The organism is Haloarcula sp. CBA1115 (assembly GCF_000827835.1).
In the GTDB taxonomy this organism is placed as follows: Archaea; Halobacteriota; Halobacteria; order Halobacteriales; family Haloarculaceae; genus Haloarcula; species Haloarcula hispanica.
In genome coordinates this window covers 1,157,336-1,177,726 of sequence record NZ_CP010529.1, presented here as the reverse complement: position 1 = coordinate 1,177,726, position 20,391 = coordinate 1,157,336, and the positions used below count along the sequence as shown (strand labels likewise).

22 protein-coding genes and 1 pseudogene are annotated in these 20,391 nt (G+C 64.1%); 17 read left to right on the top strand and 6 right to left on the bottom strand.

Annotated elements, in window-relative coordinates:
- Positions 1-138: 138 nt before the first annotated feature.
- Positions 139-828: a hypothetical protein gene (locus tag SG26_RS05745; RefSeq protein ID WP_050038248.1), complete on the bottom strand. Its 690-nt coding sequence runs from the start codon at positions 826-828 to the stop codon at positions 139-141.
- 134 nt (positions 829-962) lie between these two features.
- Here SG26_RS05745 and SG26_RS05740 point away from each other — a divergent pair, with 134 nt between their 5' ends.
- The 4 genes from SG26_RS05740 to queC all read left to right on the top strand — a co-directional run bounded on the left by SG26_RS05740 (position 963) and on the right by queC (position 3,290).
- Positions 963-1,241, top strand: coding sequence for a hypothetical protein (locus SG26_RS05740; protein ID WP_014041318.1), 279 nt, complete (start codon positions 963-965; stop codon positions 1,239-1,241).
- 94 nt (positions 1,242-1,335) lie between these two features.
- Positions 1,336-1,785, top strand: coding sequence for a 6-pyruvoyl tetrahydropterin synthase family protein (locus SG26_RS05735; protein WP_050037084.1), 450 nt, complete (start codon positions 1,336-1,338; stop codon positions 1,783-1,785).
- Positions 1,785-2,567: a 7-carboxy-7-deazaguanine synthase QueE gene (locus SG26_RS05730; RefSeq protein ID WP_050037083.1), complete on the top strand. Its 783-nt coding sequence runs from the start codon at positions 1,785-1,787 to the stop codon at positions 2,565-2,567. The genes SG26_RS05735 and SG26_RS05730 overlap by 1 nt, the downstream gene beginning before the upstream one ends.
- A 24-nt stretch (positions 2,568-2,591) precedes the next feature.
- Positions 2,592-3,290: a 7-cyano-7-deazaguanine synthase QueC gene (gene queC / locus SG26_RS05725; RefSeq protein WP_014041315.1), complete on the top strand. Its 699-nt coding sequence runs from the start codon at positions 2,592-2,594 to the stop codon at positions 3,288-3,290.
- Positions 3,291-3,325: 35 nt separating this feature from the next.
- Here the strand turns inward: queC and SG26_RS05720 are convergent, their stop codons facing one another.
- The 4 genes from SG26_RS05720 to SG26_RS05705 all read right to left on the bottom strand — a co-directional run bounded on the left by SG26_RS05720 (position 3,326) and on the right by SG26_RS05705 (position 5,752).
- Positions 3,326-3,709 (bottom strand): methylglyoxal synthase, encoded by a 384-nt coding sequence (locus SG26_RS05720; RefSeq protein ID WP_050007260.1) that lies wholly within the window; start codon positions 3,707-3,709, stop codon positions 3,326-3,328.
- 50 nt (positions 3,710-3,759) lie between these two features.
- Complete coding sequence (locus SG26_RS05715; RefSeq protein ID WP_014041313.1) at positions 3,760-4,038, bottom strand: HalOD1 output domain-containing protein; 279 nt, start codon at positions 4,036-4,038, stop codon at positions 3,760-3,762.
- 223 nt (positions 4,039-4,261) lie between these two features.
- On the bottom strand, positions 4,262-4,921 hold the full coding sequence (locus tag SG26_RS05710; RefSeq protein ID WP_005537411.1) for a helix-turn-helix domain-containing protein: 660 nt from the start codon (positions 4,919-4,921) through the stop codon (positions 4,262-4,264).
- A gap of 222 nt (positions 4,922-5,143) precedes the next feature.
- Positions 5,144-5,752 carry a deoxyuridine 5'-triphosphate nucleotidohydrolase gene (locus tag SG26_RS05705; protein ID WP_079891625.1) on the bottom strand — a complete coding sequence of 203 codons (609 nt, stop codon included), beginning with the start codon at positions 5,750-5,752 and terminating at the stop codon, positions 5,144-5,146.
- A gap of 15 nt (positions 5,753-5,767) precedes the next feature.
- On the opposite strand from SG26_RS05705, the gene SG26_RS05700 reads away from it, so the two are divergent.
- The 8 genes and pseudogenes from SG26_RS05700 to SG26_RS05665 all read left to right on the top strand — a co-directional run bounded on the left by SG26_RS05700 (position 5,768) and on the right by SG26_RS05665 (position 12,413).
- Entirely contained in the window at positions 5,768-7,741 is a 1,974-nt protein-coding gene (locus SG26_RS05700) for an aconitate hydratase (protein WP_014041311.1), read from the top strand.
- A 644-nt stretch (positions 7,742-8,385) separates the two neighbouring features.
- Complete coding sequence (rimI, locus tag SG26_RS05695) at positions 8,386-8,883, top strand: ribosomal protein S18-alanine N-acetyltransferase (protein WP_014041310.1); 498 nt, start codon at positions 8,386-8,388, stop codon at positions 8,881-8,883.
- Positions 8,884-9,015: 132 nt separating this feature from the next.
- Positions 9,016-9,470 (top strand): annotated as a pseudogene (locus SG26_RS05690) (DUF5810 domain-containing protein).
- A gap of 23 nt (positions 9,471-9,493) precedes the next feature.
- The gene (locus tag SG26_RS05685; RefSeq protein ID WP_050037082.1) at positions 9,494-9,907 is read left to right on the top strand and encodes a DUF5809 family protein; all 414 of its coding nucleotides are present in this window, start codon (positions 9,494-9,496) and stop codon (positions 9,905-9,907) included.
- Positions 9,907-10,320, top strand: a complete 414-nt coding sequence (locus SG26_RS05680) for a hypothetical protein (RefSeq protein WP_050037081.1) — start codon at positions 9,907-9,909, stop codon at positions 10,318-10,320. Before SG26_RS05685 ends, SG26_RS05680 begins: the two co-directional genes overlap by 1 nt.
- Positions 10,317-10,859 carry an NUDIX hydrolase gene (locus SG26_RS05675; RefSeq protein WP_050037080.1) on the top strand — a complete coding sequence of 181 codons (543 nt, stop codon included), beginning with the start codon at positions 10,317-10,319 and terminating at the stop codon, positions 10,857-10,859. Before SG26_RS05680 ends, SG26_RS05675 begins: the two co-directional genes overlap by 4 nt.
- Positions 10,860-10,897: 38 nt before the next feature.
- Positions 10,898-11,284 carry a rhodanese-like domain-containing protein gene (locus SG26_RS05670; RefSeq protein WP_050037079.1) on the top strand — a complete coding sequence of 129 codons (387 nt, stop codon included), beginning with the start codon at positions 10,898-10,900 and terminating at the stop codon, positions 11,282-11,284.
- Positions 11,285-11,627: 343 nt separating this feature from the next.
- Positions 11,628-12,413, top strand: coding sequence for a hypothetical protein (locus SG26_RS05665; RefSeq protein ID WP_014041304.1), 786 nt, complete (start codon positions 11,628-11,630; stop codon positions 12,411-12,413).
- A gap of 42 nt (positions 12,414-12,455) precedes the next feature.
- Here SG26_RS05665 and SG26_RS05660 read toward each other — a convergent pair whose 3' ends face one another.
- Positions 12,456-13,460 (bottom strand): phosphate uptake regulator PhoU, encoded by a 1,005-nt coding sequence (locus SG26_RS05660; RefSeq protein ID WP_050037078.1) that lies wholly within the window; start codon positions 13,458-13,460, stop codon positions 12,456-12,458.
- 330 nt (positions 13,461-13,790) lie between these two features.
- On the opposite strand from SG26_RS05660, the gene SG26_RS05655 reads away from it, so the two are divergent.
- Genes SG26_RS05655 through phoU form a run of 5 tightly spaced genes read left to right on the top strand, consistent with a single transcriptional unit; the run spans position 13,791 to position 20,389 of the window.
- Entirely contained in the window at positions 13,791-14,942 is a 1,152-nt protein-coding gene (locus SG26_RS05655; protein WP_014041302.1) for a substrate-binding domain-containing protein, read from the top strand.
- 59 nt (positions 14,943-15,001) lie between these two features.
- The gene (pstC, locus tag SG26_RS05650; protein ID WP_050037077.1) at positions 15,002-16,123 is read left to right on the top strand and encodes a phosphate ABC transporter permease subunit PstC; all 1,122 of its coding nucleotides are present in this window, start codon (positions 15,002-15,004) and stop codon (positions 16,121-16,123) included.
- The gene (gene pstA / locus SG26_RS05645) at positions 16,120-18,774 is read left to right on the top strand and encodes a phosphate ABC transporter permease PstA (protein ID WP_050037076.1); all 2,655 of its coding nucleotides are present in this window, start codon (positions 16,120-16,122) and stop codon (positions 18,772-18,774) included. The genes pstC and pstA overlap by 4 nt, the downstream gene beginning before the upstream one ends.
- Positions 18,767-19,708, top strand: a complete 942-nt coding sequence (gene pstB / locus SG26_RS05640) for a phosphate ABC transporter ATP-binding protein PstB (RefSeq protein WP_050037075.1) — start codon at positions 18,767-18,769, stop codon at positions 19,706-19,708. The genes pstA and pstB overlap by 8 nt, the downstream gene beginning before the upstream one ends.
- Positions 19,709-19,711: 3 nt before the next feature.
- Complete coding sequence (gene phoU, locus SG26_RS05635; RefSeq protein ID WP_050037074.1) at positions 19,712-20,389, top strand: phosphate signaling complex protein PhoU; 678 nt, start codon at positions 19,712-19,714, stop codon at positions 20,387-20,389.
- The last annotated feature ends 2 nt before the right edge of the window (positions 20,390-20,391 follow it).

Sequence of the window (20,391 nt, the reverse complement as noted above, 5' to 3'; positions counted from 1 at the left end):
CAACACCAACACCAATACCTGACACAACGGCCGTCCATGTGCCAAGACGGCCGTCGTGTCCACTTTCGGACTATTCCTCTGAGGAACACCAGTCAGTAGCGAGCGCGATGCAAGGCGACACCCAGCGGCGGAGCCGGTCTATGACTCGTAGGCCTGTTCTACGTCAGCCTTCGCCGACGGAATGACCTGCTGTTCAGCCCGTCGCATCGACCGCAACGCCTCGTCGGTGAACTCGACGTCGAGCGTAGGGAGGGCTCGTGCCAGACCGCCCAGCACCTCACCGGGGTCGATGGTGAGTTCGAAGGCGAAGGCGTTCTGATTCTCCCGCAGTGGGACGGAGAACTCGAAATGGGTCTGGACGATGTCCGTCGCCCTGTCCTGATCATATGCGTCGGTGACAGCCGTCCAGAAGTCGTCGCTGTCGGCGGCGACAAGCGGTGCGAGGTCGTCCCCGAACGACTGCTGGCGGGCCAGCAGGCTCTCTCGAATCCGGTCCCGGCGGTCGCCATGGACGGTGTCTCGAAGTGCGTTCCAGTAGATATCACGGGCCAGCACTTCGTCAGCATAGGTATCGAACGCCGCGTCAGTGGCGGCGTAATCCAGTACGGGCTCCAGTTGGGCGAGTATCTGTTGCTGGTAGGACTGGAGTTTCGGCCGGACGACGTGGCGCTCCAGCGGGCGGCTGTTGTTCAGCAGTTTGCCCGCAACGCGGCTTCCGCTCCCGTTTGACCCGCGTAGCACGGCTGCCACGTCGAAGGCCGCGTACGTCTCGTCGACGAACTGCGAGAGGTAACGTTCGAACTCCCGTTCGACGGCACGTCGTGTCACACCCGACTCTGTGGGCTGCAGCGACCTATCCCTTACGCCGATGTCCGCTGCCGATAGTCGTTCGCGATACGGGCCGCCGCCCATCGCTGTACAACTAACACGAGCGTTATGACTGTGCATAACTAACCGCGGATGTGCCCAGAGACCTGCCCAGCGACGTCCATGCGGTGCTGACACAACTCGCTGAAGAGGGCGAAACAGCGATTATCGCGGCGGAGTTCGATACGGCCCGACAGACAGTTGCGACGGCTGAGACGGTCAGCCGGAACAAACTGCCGGAGTGTGATCTGCGGTCGCGGTTGTTGCACGGCTGCGAGCAAGTGAACACCGCGCTAGATAACGACCATCCCGATGCTGCCGCCGAGTATCTACGAGCGATGAACCGACGACTTGCGGCCGTCGACGACTGCTGATACCGGTCATCAAACTACTGTTGGCTCCGTAGTATCGAGACATTGGTGGGCCAGCTCCCGTGAGAGTTAAGACACCGAATGATAATACCGTGGTATGTCTCAGCGACTATCGAAGGCCGAGGACACGCTCGCCGACGCGGGCGAACGCGAACTCGTCGTCGGCGGTGACCGGCCGATCCGGATCTCTGCGGGCCATCGACTCCGACACCACGACGGGAAATGTTCGCGCCCACACGGACACAACTACGAGATAACTGTCCGCGTCACCGGCGAACTCACCGACGAGGGGTGGGTCGTCGACAAGGGTGAGGTCACGGACGTGGTCGACGAGTGGGACCACCGCTTCCTATTGGAGGCCGGCGACCCACTGGTCGAGGCCTTCGACGCCAGCGGCGACGGCGACGCTGTGGTCGTCCTCGACCACCCGCCGACAGCCGAAGTCATGGCGACGATACTGGAGCAGCGACTCGCCGACCGCCTCCCGGAGACGGTGTCGGACGTGGCTGTCTCCGTTCGGGAGACCAGCGAACTCTGTACCCGCTGATGCCGGTCGCAAACGACGCGCCCGGGGTCGATATCGAGGGGACCGACGCCGACGCGGAGACGGGCGACCTCCCTATCAACGAACTGTTCCAGTCCCTTCAGGGCGAGGGCCGACTGGCGGGCGTCCCGAGCGTGTTCGTCCGGACCAGCGGCTGTAACCTGCGGTGCTGGTTCTGTGACTCCTATCACACCTCGTGGGAGCCGACCCATGACTGGTTCGCCGTCGACGACGTGCTCGCGGCTATCGAGGAGTACGACGCCAACCACGTCGTCCTGACCGGCGGCGAACCGCTCATTCACGATTCGAGCGAGGACTTGCTGGCGCGGCTGGCCGACCGGGGGTATCACACGACGGTCGAGACCAACGGGACCGTCGTCCCGGACGCCCCTATCGACCTCGCCAGTGTCAGCCCGAAACTGGCCTCCAGCACGCCGACGGCCGACCGCGACCCCGACGGTGACGGCGAGTGGGCGGACCGCCACGAGGAGCGCCGGCTCGATGTGCCGACGCTGGCCGAACTCGTCGAAACCTACGACACGCAACTCAAGTTCGTCGTCACGGGCCGCGAGGACATGGCCGAAATCGAGCGCCTCGTCGAGCGACTCCGCGACGCCGCGTCTACCTGCGTTCGTGACGACGACGTGTTGCTGATGCCGGAAGGCCAGACGCGCGACCAACTCGAAGCGACCCGGGAAACGGTCGCGGACCTCGCGCTGGAGTTCGGCTACCGGTACACACCGCGACTCCACGTCGACCTCTGGAACGACGCACCGGGAACGTAACTGCTTGCGACACCACGTACAACGATGACCGACGATACCCGCGCTGTCGTGCTCGCCTCCGGCGGCATGGACAGCGCCACGGCGGCCTACGAAGCACAGACACGCGGCTACGACCACCTGTACCTGCTGCACACCAGCTACGGGCAAAACACCGAAGACCGGGAGTACGACTGCGCCAGCGCGCTGGCCGACCACGTCGACGCGGCGGACTTCCTCCACGTCGAGACCGGCCACCTTACCCAGATAGGCGCGTCGTCGCTGACCGACGATTCGATGGACGTGGCGGACGCCGACACCGACAGCGACGAGATTCCGACCTCGTACGTCCCGTTCCGCAACGCCAATCTGCTGTCGATGGCAGTCTCCTACGCCGAGGCTAACGACTGCGGGGCCGTCTTCATCGGCGCACACAGCGAGGACTTCTCGGGGTACCCGGACTGCCGACCCGCTTTCTTCGACGCCTTTCAGAGCGTTATCGACGCCGGCACGAAACCCGACACCGACATCGACCTCGTCGCACCCTTCGTCGAGTGGTCCAAGACCGACATCGCCGAGCGCGGCGTCGAACTCGGCGTCCCCTACGAGGACACCTGGAGTTGCTACCGGGACGACGAACCGGCCTGTGGGACGTGTGACGCCTGTGCCTTCCGGCTCGAAGCGTTCCAGCGAATCGGCGAACGTGACCCCATCGAGTACGCGGAACGGCCGACGTACGCTGAGTAAGTAGATTGCAGGCGGTTGTCTCCCGCTCCGACGGGCTAGTCGTCGGCTTCGTCTCGAACCAGCCCTTCGAGGATGTACTCCGCTGAGGTCCGCGTCGTCGCCAGCGGTACGTCGTGGACGTCACAGATACGCAGGAGGGCCGAAATGTCCGGCTCGTGGGGCTGTGCCGTCAGCGGGTCCCGGAGGAAGACGATGCCGTCCATCCGGCCCTCGGCGACCTCAGCGCCGATCTGCGTGTCGCCTCCCATCGGCCCGCTCTCCTTTCGTTCGACGGTGAGATCGGTCTCTGCCATGATGCGCTTGCTCGTCGTACCGGTCCCGACTAGGTCGAACTCCGACAGCGTGGCTTCGTAACTCTGTGCCAGGTCGATCATCTCGGGCTTCTCGTCGTCGTGTGCGATGAGTGCGACGCGGGTCATATCTGGGGCTCTCGGGCCATCGTCTTATGTCATTTGGACATAGCACCGACTCAACTGTCGACAGAAACCTCTCCGTCAGCGGTAATCGTCACGTCGTGTCCTTCGACACCGAACGTGAGCGACTCCGTCGTCCTCTCTGTGACGACCGCACGGAGTGACTCGATGTCGACGTACGTATCCAGTCCGTCAATATCGTCCGCATCTAGATCTGTCGCTTCGATCACCGCATCGGCAATAACATCACCTGCGGGTTCGGGGCTGACCCAGTCGTCGGACCCCTCCGTGGCCCGGTTCCGCAGCATATACACGGTCCCCTCGTTCGAGCTCATACTCCAGTGTACGCTCCCGTCTCTTATAACAGCGGACGAGCTATTTCACTGTCTGAAATAACCGGTGGGCCGATGACGCATCAGACGGCCCGTATCCGCACACTGTCAGCCCAGACAACACAGCACGCAGCTATTCGGCAATATGTCGCCCCCAGACCGGCTGCTCACGGAGGGCCGGCGTTCCACCATCTTCGCTTTCCACCAACCGGAAGCCGTCCGTGGGTTACTCGGGCGGTGAGCCGACAAGCGGCCGTTCAGGGGCCGCCAGCGTGTTCTGTACCAGCGTTCGCGTCCCGCGACGGAGTCGCTCCGAGGCGGCCTGACTGGAGATCCCGAGCTCCGCGGCGAGGTCCGAGAGGGACGATTCTCGCGGGACGGTGAAGTAGCCACGGTTGAGCGCGAGCAACAGTACTTCTTGCTGTGGATCCGTCACGCCGAACTGGGGAGAGGCTTCCGTGTCGTCGGTGATGGTCTGAATGTCGATGTTGATATCACTGGACACGAGCACGTCACGGAACGACAGCACCGAACTCTTCTCGGGGAACCGGGCTCGAAACACCCAGTCGTCGCCGGTCTGTGCGGCACCGAGTAGGAACCCGTCCGCGTTCAACAACGCTTCTCCGATCGTATCGATTATCGTGTCAGTTGTATGCAGGGTGTACCAGTGACCATCTCCTTCTGCCGCTACGTGGGCATAGTCGGTGATACTCTCGTCCTGGGCCAGATTCGCTTCGATGGCGGGCCGCTCGACGGGGCCAATCCAGGCGACGGCACGGCAGTCGCCACTCTCGCAGTGAAGTCGCTGTATCCGTATCGCTGCTTTACTCAGCGTTTCAGCTGTTCGCTGCAAGAGGGGGGCATCGATGTGAAATTCTACTATCATGTCTCACTGTCACGCAGCAACGGTGATAAACCCCGGTCAGACAGTTGTCGTACCTGAAAACGGTGCTTGTGTAATTTCCGGGTACTGAAGGCTGACGGCAGTATGGACCGAGGTATAGTTGCTTCAAGCACCAATCGATAGCACTCAGGAAATCCACTTAAATTCACAGCATGGCCTACCATGTCTCAGGCTATGAGACGTGTTTCGGACCGCGATCACGCATCAGAGATTCTCACCCTGATACGACCCCTCGTACGTCCCCTCGTGAGCGGCGTCGGCGAGAACGAGCTGTGCGATCCGCGCGCCCTGTTCGAGTTCTATGGGATGGTGGACCTCCAGTAACCCCTCACCTCGCCCCTCGTAGCCGGCGTCCCAGACGGCCGTATCGAGCATACACGAATTACGGAGCAACGACGACCGCGGGAGGAGAAAGCCGATGTGTCCATCCGGAATGACGACCCGGTCGGCGTACTCGACGATGTAGCCGCCGCGGTCGAGCTGATAGATCCCGTCGCTGGGTTCGAGTTCCCGACGGTCGCCGACGGTCTTGCCGCCGCGTTCGATGCGTCCCGGCTCGCTCTGCTCGTAGATCGCACCGAGCGTGAGGTCGACGCCGTTCGGTTGTACCTGTGATTCTCTCAGGTCGCCGAGGGAATCGGCGACGAACCGCCCGCTTTTGAACATACGCGATTCTGTGCGAGTGTCGTGGAAAGACCTGCCGATCTGGCCGACCGCCGTTCCGGTCGGTTGACTCGCTTCTGAGCGACGGACGGAGCGGGTTTTTATATGAAAAATACGACGGAATACGCGGGATTTATACCGCCGCGCCATCCATTGACGCACGTTATGGGACAGACGCTTACGGAAAAAATTCTCGACGACCATCTCGTCGAAGGGGAGCTAACACCCGGAGAAGAGATCGGTATCGAGATCGATCAGGTGCTGACACAGGACACGACCGGGACGCTCGTCTGGCTGCAGTTCGAAGCGCTGGGCCTCGAAGAGGTCCAGACGGAACTGGCCGCCCAGTACTGTGACCACCAGACCTACCAGTTCGACTTCAAGAACACCGACGACCACCGCTTCCTCCGCTCTGCGGCAGGCACGTTCGGGGCCCACTTCTCGCGCCCCGGTAACGGTATCTGCCACAACGTCCACAAGGAGAACTTCGCCGCACCCGGCAAGACGATGCTCGGGTCCGACTCCCACACGCCGACCCCCGGCGGTCTCGGCGAACTCGCCATCGGATCCGGTGGGCTCGACGTCGCCGTCGCGATGGGTGGCGGCGCGTACTACATCGAGATGCCGGAAGTCGTCAACGTCCGCCTCGAAGGCGAGCTGCCCGAATGGGCCACCGCCAAGGACGTCATCTTGGAGCTGCTCCGCCGACTGTCGGTCAAGGGCGGCGTCGGCAAGGTGCTCGAATACACCGGCCCGGGCGTCGAGACGCTGACCGTCCCCGAGCGGACCACCATCACCAACATGGGGACCGAACTCGGTGCCACCTCCTCGATCTTCCCGACGGACGACCAGACCAAGGACTACCTCGAACGCCTCGGCCGCGAGGACGTCTTCGAGGACATCGGCCCCGACGAGGACGCCGAGTACGCCGACGAGATCGTCGTCGACCTCTCGGACCTCGAACCGCTCATCGCCGAGCCGTCCATGCCCGACAACGTCGTGCCCGTCTCCGAGGTCGAGGGCGTCGACGTCGAGCAGGTCATGATCGGCTCCTGTACGAACGGCGCTTACGAGGACATCCTCCCGGCCGCGAAGATGCTGGAAGGGCGCAACATCGACAAGAAGACCGAGATGATCGTCGCCCCCGGCTCCAAGCAGGCCTCCGAGATGCTGGCCCGCGAGGGCTGGACCGCGGAGATGATGGCCGCTGGCGTCAACTTCTCCGAGGCGACGTGTGGTGCCTGTATCGGCATCGGTCACGTCCCGGCCTCCGACTCCGTCTCCCTGCGGACCTTCAACCGCAACTTCGAGGGTCGCTCCGGTATCGAGGACGACAACGTCTACCTCTGCTCGCCGGAAGTCGCCACCGCGGCGGCCATCAAGGGCGAAATCGTCGACCCGCGGGACCTCGCCGACGAACTCGGCGACCTCGAGGCCCCCGGTCTGGAGATGCCCGACCAGTACATCGGCAACTCCGAATCGGATCTCATCGCGCCCGACCAAGCCGTTGACGACGAACTCATCAAGGGCCCGAACATCGGCGACGTGCCGCTGAAGGACCCGCTGGAGACCGAAGTCGGCGGTGAAGCCCTCCTCAAGATGGAGGACAACATCACGACGGATCACATCATCCCGGCCACGCAGGACATCCTGATGTACCGGTCGAACGTCCCGAAGCTCTCCGAGTTCACGCTCTCGCGCGTCGACGACACGTTCGCGGAGCGCGCACTCGAAGCCGACGGCGGCGTGCTCGTCGCCGGCGAGAACTACGGCCAGGGCTCCTCGCGCGAACACGCGGCCCTGTGCCCGATGTACCTGGGTATCGAGACCGTCCTCGCACAGAGCTTCGCCCGCATCCACAAGGCGAACCTGTTCAACTTCGGTATCGTCCCGCTCACCATCGACGAGGAGACCTACGAGAAGATCGAGGAAGGCGACGACATCGAGGTCGTCGACGACGCTGCCGAAGCCGTCCGCTCCGGTCAGGAGGAGTTCACCATCCGCGTGAACGACGACTGGGAAGCGACCGGCCAGCTCGATGCCTCCGAGCGCGAACGCGAGATCCTCGCCGCCGGTGGCAAGCTCTCGCACACGAAACAGCAGCACGACGAAGGCGGCGCTGCACCTGCAGACGACTAGAGAGACTCCGAACATAGTGAGGAGTCTCTTACGGGTCGAACGGCGCGTCGCGCCGTGAGACACGCGAGGTTTCGCAGAAACCTCGTATTGGGAGCGGGACCGCAGGTCCCGCGAGCAGAGCGATTCCGAGCGTAGCGCGGTCGCCTTGCGACCGCGGTTTTTTGTGAGCGGTGAAGCCGGAACAGCGAAGACGCTCGGTTTGTGCAAACGGCGCGAAGCGCCGTGAGACAGTGGGTTGCTCCCCGACCGCGGCTTTTCCGGCAGTGAAATCGGGCCTAGTGCCACGTCTGTCCTAGGTCAACGGCGATATACGAAGTCTGCCTCGCGACAGTGCCAGACCCATCGTGCCCTTCTGTGACTGCTGTCGCTTCCCCGGCGTGTGCAGTCGACTCTGACAGAACCTACATCTAGTACAACTCGGCAGCGATGGAAAAGTTCGGAAAGAGGGGTGGGGGTGGGGGTGGTGGCACCCAAAACGGGTGCAACTACACGTAGACTCGTCAGACTAAAGAACCTTCCGGCGTTCTAACTCTGTCTCGGCCCTATCGATGCATGAACTATCAGCACCTATCGACAAACAGTCAGATACCAGGGTATCTTCGGTCGGCGGTAACACATATGTAGGGCCACACCGAAGTACACATGTGACAACGGTCGCTCCTGACGGGCCGGAGACGCCGGATACGCCAGCGGTTCGGCGCGCCGTCCGCGCGGATCTCATCGAGATCCACCGTATCGAGCAGGCGTCATTTCCACAGCCATGGCCGTTTTCTGCACTGGAGAGCTATCTCGGCGAAGCGGGGTTTCTCGTCGCCGAAACCGGCAACGACGACGGCGACCCGCCCGCTGTCGCAGGCTATGTCATCGCGGATACGGTGCCGAACCACGGTACCCCGCTTGGTCATGTCAAAGACATCGCGGTTCGGCCGGCGTACCGGCGACAGGGCGTTGCGAGCGCACTGTTGCGGCGTGCGATGGAGGTCATCGGCGAGACGGGTGCCGGTTCAATAAAACTGGAGGTTCGAGCCGACAACGAGGGAGCGCGACGGCTCTACCGGCGCTTCGGGTTCGAACACCGGAAGACTATCCCGAACTACTACAGCAACGGCGAGGACGCGCTCGTGATGGTCCGTCTGCTGTAGGCGTTCTGTCTTACTCCGCTGTTGTGTCTCCTCAGTGCAGTCCCGGCGAAGAGCGGGAACGCCGGTCTGAAACGACGACCGCTCCGAGACCCCGACTACATATACGGCTCCGAATCCACGGTTCGGACACCGATGGGATACGCCTGTCCAGTGTGTGACGACCCGCAAGCCGACGACGTGCATCTGGCGAACCACCTCGCGTTCACGGCGATGACCGGCGGCGACGACCACGAGGCGTGGCTCGACGAGCGCGTCCCTGACTGGGGCCAACTCGGCGAAGACGAACTGTCCACCGAGGTCGTCGAGTACGCCGAGGAGACCGAGTTCCCGCAGGTATTCGAGGACACCGTCGACCGCAGCGGCGACGGGCACAGCCACGACCACGATCACGGCCACGGTGACCTCCCCCAGGGCGCGGACCGCCACCGGGGTCGAACGCGCTGAGCGACCACGACAGCGAGGTGCTGGCCGAGGCTCGGGACCTGACACGGGAGATGTTGCGCGACAGCGACGACGGCGGTACGGCGGACGACGGTTCGGACGCCGATGCTGCGGATGCGACCGCGTCCGGAGACGAAACCGAATAGTCCCGCCGGCGGCAAGGGGACGTATGGAAACTGCAGGGCAGTTCGCGCCGGCATCGGCAGCCGAGGCCCGCGAGCGCTACGAAGCGTTCGGGCCGACGGCGCAGGTCGTCGTCAAGGAAGTCGTGAAGGCGATGGGCCTCGACGCGGAGGCCTACGAAGAACGTGTCACCAGCGAGGTCGTCGAGACCGCCCGCGACGTGCTGTTCGCGGAATCGCTCGCTGTCCAGGTCGGTTCGATGACGGAGTTCGAGGAGTGGCGCGCGGACACCGATTGCGAGGTGACGCTGGTCGGCGCGGAGAACGTCGACAACGTCGTCTGGCACGCCGCACCGTTCACAGAGCAGGCCGTCGCGGCGACGTTTCAGGACGAACTCCGGGCCGCCGTCGGGACGCTCCGCCGCCAGGCTTTCGGCCGCATCTACCGCGAGGTCGTCTGATGCGCCCGGTCACGCGGAACACCCTACTCGGCATCATCGCCGTCGTCATCCTGCTACTGGCGCTGGGTGCGCTGCCGGGCCTCCTCAAGAGCGGGGACCCCTACTACACTGTCGCCACGCCGACCGACGGTGAGTACAGCGTCGACAACGGCACGGCGCTCAACTGGAGTACCCAATCCGAGCGGCGGTTCCCGTACACGAGCGCGGCGCTTTCCGACGCCTCCCCGTCGGCCGCCGGGCAGTCCGAACCGTACTGGCGCGGGCCGCTCGGATTCAAGGGCGCGTTCACTCACTCGCCCTTTGACGAACGCGACGCACTCAGCCAGCAGTACGACGGGGCCGTGACCGACGACGGCGTCGTCGTCAGGCACAACGGCACGTTTTACCACGTCGCGGTCCGACAAGACGTATGACCCGCGAACCGGCCCACGAGTGGCCAATCGTCGAGAGCGAACGCGAGTACGAGACCGGCTGGTACACCGGCGGTTACGACCGAGTTCGCCAGCCCGACGGCTCCGAGAAGGACTACTACTGGGCCGAACTGCCGGATGCGGCCGTCGTGGTTGCCACGACTGGTAACGAACTCGTCATGGTCGACCAGTACCGCCCGACCATCCGCGAGCAGTGCCTCGAACTCCCGGCTGGCATCGTCGAGGACGACGAGTCCTACACGGCCGCCGGTGCGCGTGAACTCCGCGAGGAGACCGGCTTCGAGGCCGCCGGCGTTTCACTTATCGAAGAGTTCTCGTGTTCGACCGGCGTGCTCCGCCATCGCCGTGGCATCGTCTTCGCCGAGGGGCTCGAACCCGTCGACCGGGACCTCGACGACAACGAGTTCCTCTCGGTGACGACTGTGCCCATCGACGAAGCGTTGCAGGTCGCCCGGCGCGAACCGGCTAACGACGCGACCATCGAAGGTATCCTGCTGGCACAGGCCGATGGCTTGCTGTAGCCGGTGAAGGTTTAGGTATCGCCCGCTAGCGGCTGGATATGGACGGCGAAATCGACACCGACGAGCTGCGGTCGAAACTCGACGAGGAGGCGGTCCGGGTAGTCGATATCCGCTCGCCCGGCGCGTTCGAGCGGGGCCATATTCCCGGAAGCGAGAACGTCCCGTTCCCGTCGCTCGTCGACGAGGTCGAACGGTTCGACGGTGACGACGAAGTCGTGACAGTGTGTCCGAAAGGAAAGTCAAGCGTGCAGGCCGCCCGACTCATTGCGTCGTACGAAGGGTTCGATGGCGACGTGGTAAGCTTCGAACCCGGGCTGAACGGTTGGGACGGACCGCTGGAGCGCGAGAACGCTGGCGGAGAGACAATGTCGGACAGTGCGACTGCCGACGGAGACACCGACGAAGGTCCTGCTGCACCGTTTTAGCCGCTGTTTGGAGTCGAAATGGTGGCTCAGGAAAAGTCCATCGTCACAAGGGGCTCAGCGGGGGTAACATCTCGTCATCGCCACCGTTGAGCCGTACTTGCCCGTGTGGCAAAAGTGCATCCGTTGACGACGACGCGAACGGACGATCTGACAGCATGGGTGCCCGGTATGATCTCCTCGCGTCCTGCTATTCCCGAAACCACTGGAACAAGAGTGGTCGCGCGGCCTGCTGAGCCTGTCCCGGACTACCCGTTGGCCGTTCAGCGGTAGCGGTACTGTCGACTATATAGCGAACATATAAAATACCTATACGACGACAGCTGACGGTTCGGTCGAGTACTCCGTGTCTGACACTGAGACGAGCCAGCCACAGATCGAGCAGGCGCTCGCCGTCGTTCAGCGGGAGATCGACTGTATCGAGGCTGAACTGTCGGCCTTCAGGCGCTTTCGGACCAGACTCGTGTCCATCGAACCGACGGGACAATCCGCAGGCACCGTCGACACCTCAGCCGGGGGGATGTCGGTGCTCAGTGCCCGGCAGCTGAAACCCGATACGAGTCTGCGTGCCGTCCGGGAAGCTTACCGAGAGACAGTCATGGCTGTACCGCACTTCGAGGCCGAGTACGACGATTCGCTGGAGGCGAATATGTCGATGGAGTTCGGGCCGGAACTCGGCACGCAGATCGCGACAGGAACACGCCTGCCCCCGCAATTGTACGAGGCGCTGCTGACCGCGAGCGAGGGGGCACGCGACGAACGCGAGACGTTGCTCCCGGCGCTCGAACGCGAACGGGAGTCGTTACAGTCGGTGCGGGCGACGCTCGACGACTGTGAACGCCGCGGGGCCGCACTCGGTGCGAACGCACGGCGAACGACCGACCCAGCCCGACTCGACACTATCGATGACCAGCTCGCCGAAATCGAAGCCGACTGCGAGACGGCGGCAGCGGCCCGCCAGCGACAGCTACACAGCCGGTCGGCCGCTGCCATCTCGGGCATCGACGGGACCAGTCTCGTCCGGTATCTCTACGGCGACTGTTCGGCGACGTGTCCGGCGCTCGCCGACATCCTCGCGTGCCTCGATACGATCAGGCGGCACCGCCGTCACTGTCTGGTTTCGACACGCTGAGATCACAGAACGGCTGTCCGTCGTTCCCTGTAATGACGACCCTCAGGACTGCGGTCGTGGTGCGGCCTTCTGGAGCGCGCTCTCGGCGATGTTGCCGCCGTAGTCGGCGGTCCGGGACAGGGAGTCGACGATGAGGCCCAGTACCTGTGCGCTCTGTGGGTCGAACTCGCGGATCTGCCCGTCGACTTCGCGAGCGGTTCCGTCGACGTCGGGGATCTGGCTCCGGGCCTCGTTTGCCAGTTCGACGGCCTCGTCGGAGTCCTCGGTCAACAGCGCGTCCATCGCGGTCTCGGGGACGGCGATAGCCTCGGCTTCCAGCTGATCGAGCAGTTCTGCGGTTTCCCCAGTTATTTCCCCGATTTCCTGGGAGAGGCTGGCGACCTTGGTCGCGTGGTCGGCGATACGCTCTAGCTGGCGGGCGCTGGACTGGAAATCGAACACGGTCTCGCGTGGGAAACCGATCTCGTCAGCTGTCGTCGGGTTTCGGAGGACGGTGCGAAACACGCGCGAAACCATGTACCAGAGGCGGTCCACGTCGTCGTCGCGTTGCATCACGTCCGCCGCGAGGTCGTCGTCGTCCTCGATGAGCGCCTCGACAGCGTCGGAGAGCATCGTCAGCGAGACCAGCCGCATTCGTGTGATCGCGTTGTGGACCGACAGCTCCGAGGAGTCCAGCAGGTCCTGCAGGACAACCCGGTCAGTCGTCTCTTCGATCATCTCTAAACCGACCAGTCCCTGGGTCGCATCGCGGATGATCCGACGCTGTTCGGCCGTTATCCGCGTTGCTTCGAGCTGGATGATGTCGAAGCCGCTGACGTACATCGTCATCACCGCCCGCGTGAGTTCGTGCCTGTTTTCGAGTCCCTCCACGTCAAGCGTGCCCTCCACGCGGCCGTTGTCCCGCTGTGGAGCGAGCAACAGCAGGTCCCGTTCGGCGTGGAATTCGACGACGCTGCCCGCGCTCACGTCGTTTTCTGTCGCCCACTCTTTGGGGAGGGAGACGGTGTATGTCGACCCGCCTGTCACCTGGACCTTGCGTGTCTCCATGTGGCTGGCACTCGTTCACGGGATGATATAAATCCACTCATATCTATATACTATATCCAAGCTCTAATATTTGGGGACATATTCTCCGGATGACCGTCGCTCCGGCGACGATATTCGCCGGTAACGGTGATTCAAACGGCTGAAAAAGCTATATTCACCGCTCGTTCATATACGGTGTATTCGGGATGCTGAAGGCACAATGGCGACGTGATTGCTGATATATGCCCGCCTATTTGCGGGTGTTTAACATACTATGTCTATATAGTAATAACCCAATAGATATAGCTATCTTAGCAGGTTACTTATTACCTGTCTCACTGGACTCTGGTGATGGCGCACGATCCAGACGGGCTGTCAGAGTTCGTATCGCGGCGGAAATTCATCGCAACGACGGGTGCGACCAGCATTGCTGCAATCGCCGGCTGTTCCAGCGGCAGCGGCGACTCCGAGTCGGACGGGGGCGCCGGCGAGAGTGCGGACACCGAAGCGGTGTCGACGGAGATGGAAGCGACCGAAAGCACCGACGAGGGTGGTAGCTCCGGCGGTACCAGCGCACTCGAATCCGGCGGCTCCTCGACGGTGTACCCCATCGCGAACACGGCGGCCTCTTACTGGAACGCCAACCGGCCGGCCAGCGACACCGAGTACTGGCCCCACGGCGAGTACGACATCGACACGGACCAGAATCTCGCCGACTACTGGGCGGGGCTCTACGGGTTCGAGGCCGGCGGCGAGGACGGCCCGCCGTTCCAGTTCACGGTCGGTCTTTCCCACTCCGGGACCGGCGTCGAGAAGGTCATGAACGGCCAGAACGACATCGGCAACTCTTCCGGGAACGTCGAGGACGAACTCCCCGACCGTGACTCCTACGAACAGTTCGTCGACCACGTCGTCGGCGTGGACGGCCAGCCGCTGGTCGTCTCCCAGGAGATCGCCGACGCCGGTGTCGAACAGGTCACCGGTGATCAACTCAAGGGCCTCTACAAGGGCGAAATCACCAACTGGAGCGAACTCGGCGGCCCGGACCGCGAGATTCAGGTGCTCGGCCGCGTCAAGGGCTCCGGGACGCGAACGTCGTTCGTCTCCAATGTCTTCGGCAACCCCGAAGAAGACACCTCTGTTGCTAACCGCTACGGCCAGAACCAGCGCCTCGCACAGGCCATCGCACAGGCCGACAACGCTATCAGCTACCTCGCGCTGGCGTTCATCGACACCGACGGGCTGGCCCCCATCGCGCTGGAATGGGAAGGGACGACCTACAGCTACCAGGACGACCAGAACGGCCTGGACTCGAAGGCCTACCCCCTCTCGCGCGACCTCCACATGTACACATGGGAAGGCACCTCGAAGAAAGAGGCCGCGGTCATCAACATGATCCTATCTGACTTCGGTCAGGACACCTTCGTCGCGCCGAACAACTACTTCAAGCTCGGCTCGCGCCGCCGCGAGGAAGAGCGCGCCAAGCTCCCCGATCAGGTGTAATCGACCGCGGTTCGAGTCGATCTGACGATTATCGGCCGTGTCGGTCGATTTTCCATACTATGACAGAGGACATACCTACGACGGAGGGCGAGGCGGTGTCGAACGGGGACAGAGCTGACGGGTCGACGCTCGCCGTCGTCACGATAGCGACGACGCTGGTGGCGACGATTCTCGTCTTCCTGTTTCGGCCCGCTCTTGCGTTGCCCATGCTACTGGCGTTCGTGTTCGTCACGGCGGTCGGCTGGGTCACCTATCAGGCCGAGGTTGCACGCCTGCTCACGCTGGTCGCGACGATCCTCACCGTGCTGACCGTCGCGTTCATCACGTTCTTCCTGTTCGCGAGCGCGCTGCCGGCGTTTCTCGAACACGGGACCGGACTGCTACTGATTCCGGAGCAGGGCGGGGAGGCCCGCTGGTTCTTCTGGCTCGAAACCGTCCTGCCGTCGGATTCGACGTTCTGGAACCCGCTCAGCGGGGCTTACTCGCTGATACCGATGATCTGGGCGACGGTGGTCGTCACCGTCATCGCAGGCGCGGTGGCGGGGCCGCTCGGCCTGTTCGGCGCACTGTTTATCGCCGAGGTCGCCAGCGACCGCCTGCGGGAGATAATCAAGCCCGGCGTCGAGATCCTGGCCGGCATCCCCTCCATCGTCTACGGGTTCATCGGCTTCCAGGTGCTGAACGGCTTCATCCAGACGAACTTCCTCGACGACGGGGCGAGCTTCCTCATCGCTGGCATCGTCGTGGGCGTGATGGCGCTGCCGACGGTCGTCTCCGTCGGCGAGGACGCCCTCTCTAGCGTCCCACAGTCGATGGGCGACGGCTCCGTCGCCATGGGCGCGACCGAGTGGCAGACGATGAAGAGCATCTCTATCCCGGCGGCGTTCTCGGGCATCTCCGCGGCCGTCATCCTCGGCCTGGGCCGGGCCATCGGGGAGACGATGGCCGTCGCCGCGATCATGGCCTCGGGGACCCAGTTCGCCGACCCGCTGTTCGACGTGTTCGACGCCAACGCGACGCTGACCAGCCTGATCGCGACCCAGTACGGGAGCGCCTCCGAAAGCACTGTCGACGTGCTGTTCGTCGCCGGCGTCATGCTGTTCGTCATCGTCGCCGGGATGAGCATCGTCTCGCAGTACATTGAGCGACGTATGCAGCGGAAACTGAAGGGGCAACAATGAGTGACGCCTACGCGACCACGGACCGACTCGTCAGTGCGGATTCGAACAGCTACGACCGGGGGCTCGATACGGCGATCGCGCTGAGCGTCGTCGGCTTCACGCTCGGACTCATCACGCTGGTGAATCTGGTCCCGCCCGGTGCCAGTGGCAGTGCCCTCACCACGGCGCTCGGGACGCTACTTGCTGTCGTCGTCGGCGCGGTCGGGATCACCGGCCTCGCCTCCTACACCAACGTCGTCCCGGTCACCTCACAGCGAGTGCGCGGCATCGGGCTGGGCCTCGTCGTTTCGACGCTTGCGCTGACCGCGCTTGCCGCGGTCCTTCCCGTGACGATGGCGACGCTGCTTGGAACCGTGTTGCTGGCCGAAGCGCTGGCGATCACTGCCGCTGGTGTCTCCTCCCGGCTTGAACTCGTGGACACGGAGCCAAACATGAGTGCTGGGCTGCTCTCCGGCAGTGCGCTCGGCGCAATCGGCCTTGCTATGGGAGCCGCCGCCGGCGGTGCGCTTGCTGGTGCCGGCTCACTCCTGTGGCTCGTCGGGGCCGTCGTCGCCGGCGTCGGGCTGTTCCTGCTGGCGATTCTCCCCCGCGAGGACCTCGGTTCGACGCTCCCGACAGCCATCGTGGTCGGCGCGCTCGGGCTGACAATCGTGACCGGCACCATCGGCGTCGGCTGGCAGTGGAACCCCCAGACGCTCTCCGGTGGCTTCACCGGCGGCGCGGTCATCCCCGTGTTCCTCCTCGTCGGGACGCTCCTGTCAGCCTGGTCGGCCGCCAAGTGCCGGGCCGGGTTCGGCGCTCGGGGCCGCGAGTACGGAGCCTTCCTCGTCATCAACCTCAACGCCTTCCTGATGGTGGCCGTGATGGCGACAATCGTCGTGTTCGTGACGCTCAAGGGCGTCGGCTACGCCGTCCACGGACTTTCGGTCGGTGCGCTGACCGCCCTGGTCCTCCTGACGCCAGCCCTCCTCGCCGCCGTCCAGTTCGCTCGCACACCCGCGGGCACAAACGACTGGAACGACGGCGCTCGACAACTGTTTCGGGTCCTCCCGCTGGCGGCGGTCGGCGCGCTCGCCGCAACGTTCGTGAGTGTACTCGTCACCGGGTCCCCGCTGCGCTACTCCTACGCCTACACTGTCCAGGTCAACCGACAGGGACAGGCACTCGATACGGCACTCGCAGTGACCCCCGACACGACGGTCGGGCCGCTACTGCTGCTCGCACCAGCGGTGCTGCTCGCAGTCACCTTCTTCCGCTCGTTCGGCTCGCTCCGAAACGTCGGGACGCAGTCCGAGCGGACCGGGTCGATCCGACAGGCCGTCCCGACCGCGGTTCTCGTGCTGGTCGTCCTCATCGGCTTCTTCCTGATTCTCGGCCCGGCTCCGTTCGGTCTCTCCCTCGGTGAGACGCTCGGATTCGCTGCCGTCGTCGCCGGAGCAGTCGCCGCGGGCGGCCTCGCCGTCTCCCCGCTCGTTGGCGTGCTCACCAGCGACGGGCCGACGTTGGCGGACAGCGCACAACGCGAGGCCCCGCTGTTCACGCTGGGGGTCTTCGGCGGGCTCGGACTGTTGCTGGCCGCGCTGTTGCTCCAGCCCGTCGCCGGCATCAATCCGCGGGTCGGCCCGGTGAACCTCGTGCCCGTGGTCGCGTTCGGGGCCGCCGTCGCCTCGCTCGTACTGGCGACGCTCACGACTGTCGCAAAGCGGTCCAGCGAGGAGACGATCACCCGCCGGTTGCTGACCGAGGAGACGCGACTCGGCCTCGTCGGCGCGGCCGGCTTCACCGCCCTGGTCGGCCTGCACGTCGCCGCGACCGGCGTCTCGTTCACCGTGCTCGGCGTCGCTGTCTCGAACGAGGGGAGCCTCTCGTGGCCGATGGTGATGGAGGCCTACATCCCGCTTGGGGCCGAACCCGGCGGGATCATGCCCGCAATCGTCGGCACGGTGTGGCTGGTCGTCGGGGCGACGCTGTTCGCCGTCCCGCTGGGGGTCGGTGCGGCGGTGTTCCTCACCGAGTACGCCGAGCAGGGCCGGTTCACCGCGGTCGTCGAAATCGCGACGAACGCGCTCTGGAGCACGCCGAGTATCGTCTTCGGCCTGTTCGGGGCGGCGTTCCTGATTCCGCGGCTGGGCGGCGACGAGTCGCTGCTGGCCGGAATGCTGGTGCTTGGTTTCATGCTCCTGCCGCTTGTGCTCATCACCTCGCGGGAATCGATCAAGGCCGTTCCCGACGAGTACCGGGACGCCAGCGCGGCCCTGGGTGTGACCCAGTGGGAGACGATCAAGAGCGTCGTCCTGCCGGCGGCGATGCCGGGCGTCATCACCGGCGTTATCCTCGGCGTCGGCCGCATCGCCGGTGAGACCGCCCCGCTCATTCTGGTGCTGGGGTCGACGCTGAACGCGACAGAAAGCGTCGCCGTCATCGACGGCTTCCGCTTCGTCTCGGGGCCGCCGTTCATCGCTAACGACGCCCTGCTGACGGCCTCGGCGTCACTGCCGACGCAGGTGTGGGCCGTCATCGCGGCCGGAGTGTCGGGGTCGCCGCAGATGGGATGGGCGACCGCGTTCATCCTGCTGATGGTCGTCCTGACGTTCTACGCGGTCGGTATCACGGCGCGGACGTACTTCCGGAGGAAACTCAACTATGAGTGATAGCATCAACACGGAGCCGAGCACGGACACGCAAACGAACGGCGAGCAGACGGTCACAGCCGCCTCGCCGAGCACCGAAACGACGGCCGGTGAGAGCGAGGAGCAGGTCCGCGAGGAGTGGCGGCAGTACGAGTTCGACGGCGACGCGAAGATCTCCGTCGAGAACCTCGACGTCTGGTACGGCGACGACCACGCGCTGAAAGACGTCTCGATGGAGATCCCGGAAAACAGCGTCACGGCACTCATCGGCCCGTCAGGCTGTGGCAAGTCGACGTATCTACGATGTCTGAACCGCATGAACGACCGCATCAAGGCCGCCCGCATTGATGGTTCGGTCGAACTGGAGGGCACCGAAATCTACGACCCCAACGCCAACCTCGTCGAACTCCGCAAACGTATCGGGATGGTGTTCCAGTCGCCGAACCCGTTCCCGAAATCCATCCGGGAGAACATCTCCTACGGCCCGCGCAAGCACGGCGAGATCAACAAGGGCCTGCTCGCGCGCCTGTTCGGGCGTGACGACACCGAAAAGGAGGGTGAACTCGTCGAACGCTCGCTGAAGCAGGCCGCCCTGTGGGACGAGGTCAGTGACCGCCTCGACGACAACGCCCTCGGCCTCTCGGGCGGCCAGCAACAGCGGCTCTGTATCGCCCGCTGTCTGGCCGTCGACCCCGAGGTCATCCTGATGGACGAGCCGGCGTCGGCGCTCGACCCAATCGCCACGTCGAAAATCGAGGACCTCGTCGAGGAGCTGTCGAAGGACTACACGGTCGTCATCGTCACCCACAACATGCAGCAGGCGGCCCGCATCTCCGACCAGACCGCCGTGTTCCTCACTGGCGGCGAACTCGTGGAGTACGACGACACGGACAAGATCTTCGAGAACCCCGAGAGCCAGCGCGTCGAGGACTACATCACCGGCAAGTTCGGGTGACCTATGTCACGAGAGTCGTACCAGCAAGCACTGGACGAACTCCGGGAGAACGTCGTCGAGATGGGAGACCTCGTCGTTGAGCGACTCGAAGCCGCACTCACTGCGCTTCGGTCCGTCGACGAGGACCTGGCACAGTCGGTCATCGATGGCGACGACGAAATAAACGACCTGTATCTGGCACTCGAAGCCGACTGTATCGACCTCTTCGCCCTCCAGCAGCCGGTCGCGACCGACCTCCGCTTTGTCGCCGCCTCGTTCAAGATAATCACTGACCTCGAACGCGTCGCGGACCTCGCCACGAACCTCGCGGCCTACGCGCAGTCCGCCGACCGCCGTCTCGCCCCGGAAGTCGACGTCGACACAATCGGCCGCGAGGCAACCGAGATGGTCGAGCGCAGTATCGACGCGTACAGACGCGAAGACATTGACGAATGTCGTTCCATCGCGGCTGACGACGACGCCCTCGATGCGCTCTGTCAGCGGGCCAGTGAGACCGTCGCACGGGACCTCATCGAACGGGAGGCGGACAGTGACGACGGCTGGGCGGTCGAACAACTCCTTGACGACGTCTCTCGGCTCTTGTTGACCGTGCGGGACCTCGAACGCGTGGGCGACCACGCTGTCAACATCGCCGCACGCACGCTGTATATGGTCGAAACCGACTCGGAACTCATCTACTAAGC

Excerpts from the sequence above, each read along its gene's own strand:
- SG26_RS05735 (WP_050037084.1), top strand. The coding sequence starts at position 1,336 with ATGTCTCAGCGACTATCGAAGGCCGAGGACACGCTCGCCGACGCGGGC.
- SG26_RS05730 (WP_050037083.1), top strand. The coding sequence starts at position 1,785 with ATGCCGGTCGCAAACGACGCGCCCGGGGTCGATATCGAGGGGACCGAC.
- queC (WP_014041315.1), top strand. The coding sequence starts at position 2,592 with ATGACCGACGATACCCGCGCTGTCGTGCTCGCCTCCGGCGGCATGGAC.
- SG26_RS05720 (WP_050007260.1), bottom strand. The coding sequence starts at position 3,709 with ATGACCCGCGTCGCACTCATCGCACACGACGACGAGAAGCCCGAGATG.
- SG26_RS05715 (WP_014041313.1), bottom strand. The coding sequence starts at position 4,038 with ATGAGCTCGAACGAGGGGACCGTGTATATGCTGCGGAACCGGGCCACG.
- SG26_RS05710 (WP_005537411.1), bottom strand. The coding sequence starts at position 4,921 with ATGATAGTAGAATTTCACATCGATGCCCCCCTCTTGCAGCGAACAGCT.
- SG26_RS05705 (WP_079891625.1), bottom strand. The coding sequence starts at position 5,752 with ATGGCGCGGCGGTATAAATCCCGCGTATTCCGTCGTATTTTTCATATA.
- SG26_RS05700 (WP_014041311.1), top strand. The coding sequence starts at position 5,768 with ATGGGACAGACGCTTACGGAAAAAATTCTCGACGACCATCTCGTCGAA.
- SG26_RS05685 (WP_050037082.1), top strand. The coding sequence starts at position 9,494 with ATGGAAACTGCAGGGCAGTTCGCGCCGGCATCGGCAGCCGAGGCCCGC.
- SG26_RS05680 (WP_050037081.1), top strand. The coding sequence starts at position 9,907 with ATGCGCCCGGTCACGCGGAACACCCTACTCGGCATCATCGCCGTCGTC.
- SG26_RS05675 (WP_050037080.1), top strand. The coding sequence starts at position 10,317 with ATGACCCGCGAACCGGCCCACGAGTGGCCAATCGTCGAGAGCGAACGC.
- SG26_RS05670 (WP_050037079.1), top strand. The coding sequence starts at position 10,898 with ATGGACGGCGAAATCGACACCGACGAGCTGCGGTCGAAACTCGACGAG.
- SG26_RS05660 (WP_050037078.1), bottom strand. The coding sequence starts at position 13,460 with ATGGAGACACGCAAGGTCCAGGTGACAGGCGGGTCGACATACACCGTC.
- SG26_RS05655 (WP_014041302.1), top strand. The coding sequence starts at position 13,791 with ATGGCGCACGATCCAGACGGGCTGTCAGAGTTCGTATCGCGGCGGAAA.
- pstC (WP_050037077.1), top strand. The coding sequence starts at position 15,002 with ATGACAGAGGACATACCTACGACGGAGGGCGAGGCGGTGTCGAACGGG.
- pstA (WP_050037076.1), top strand. The coding sequence starts at position 16,120 with ATGAGTGACGCCTACGCGACCACGGACCGACTCGTCAGTGCGGATTCG.
- pstB (WP_050037075.1), top strand. The coding sequence starts at position 18,767 with ATGAGTGATAGCATCAACACGGAGCCGAGCACGGACACGCAAACGAAC.
- phoU (WP_050037074.1), top strand. The coding sequence starts at position 19,712 with ATGTCACGAGAGTCGTACCAGCAAGCACTGGACGAACTCCGGGAGAAC.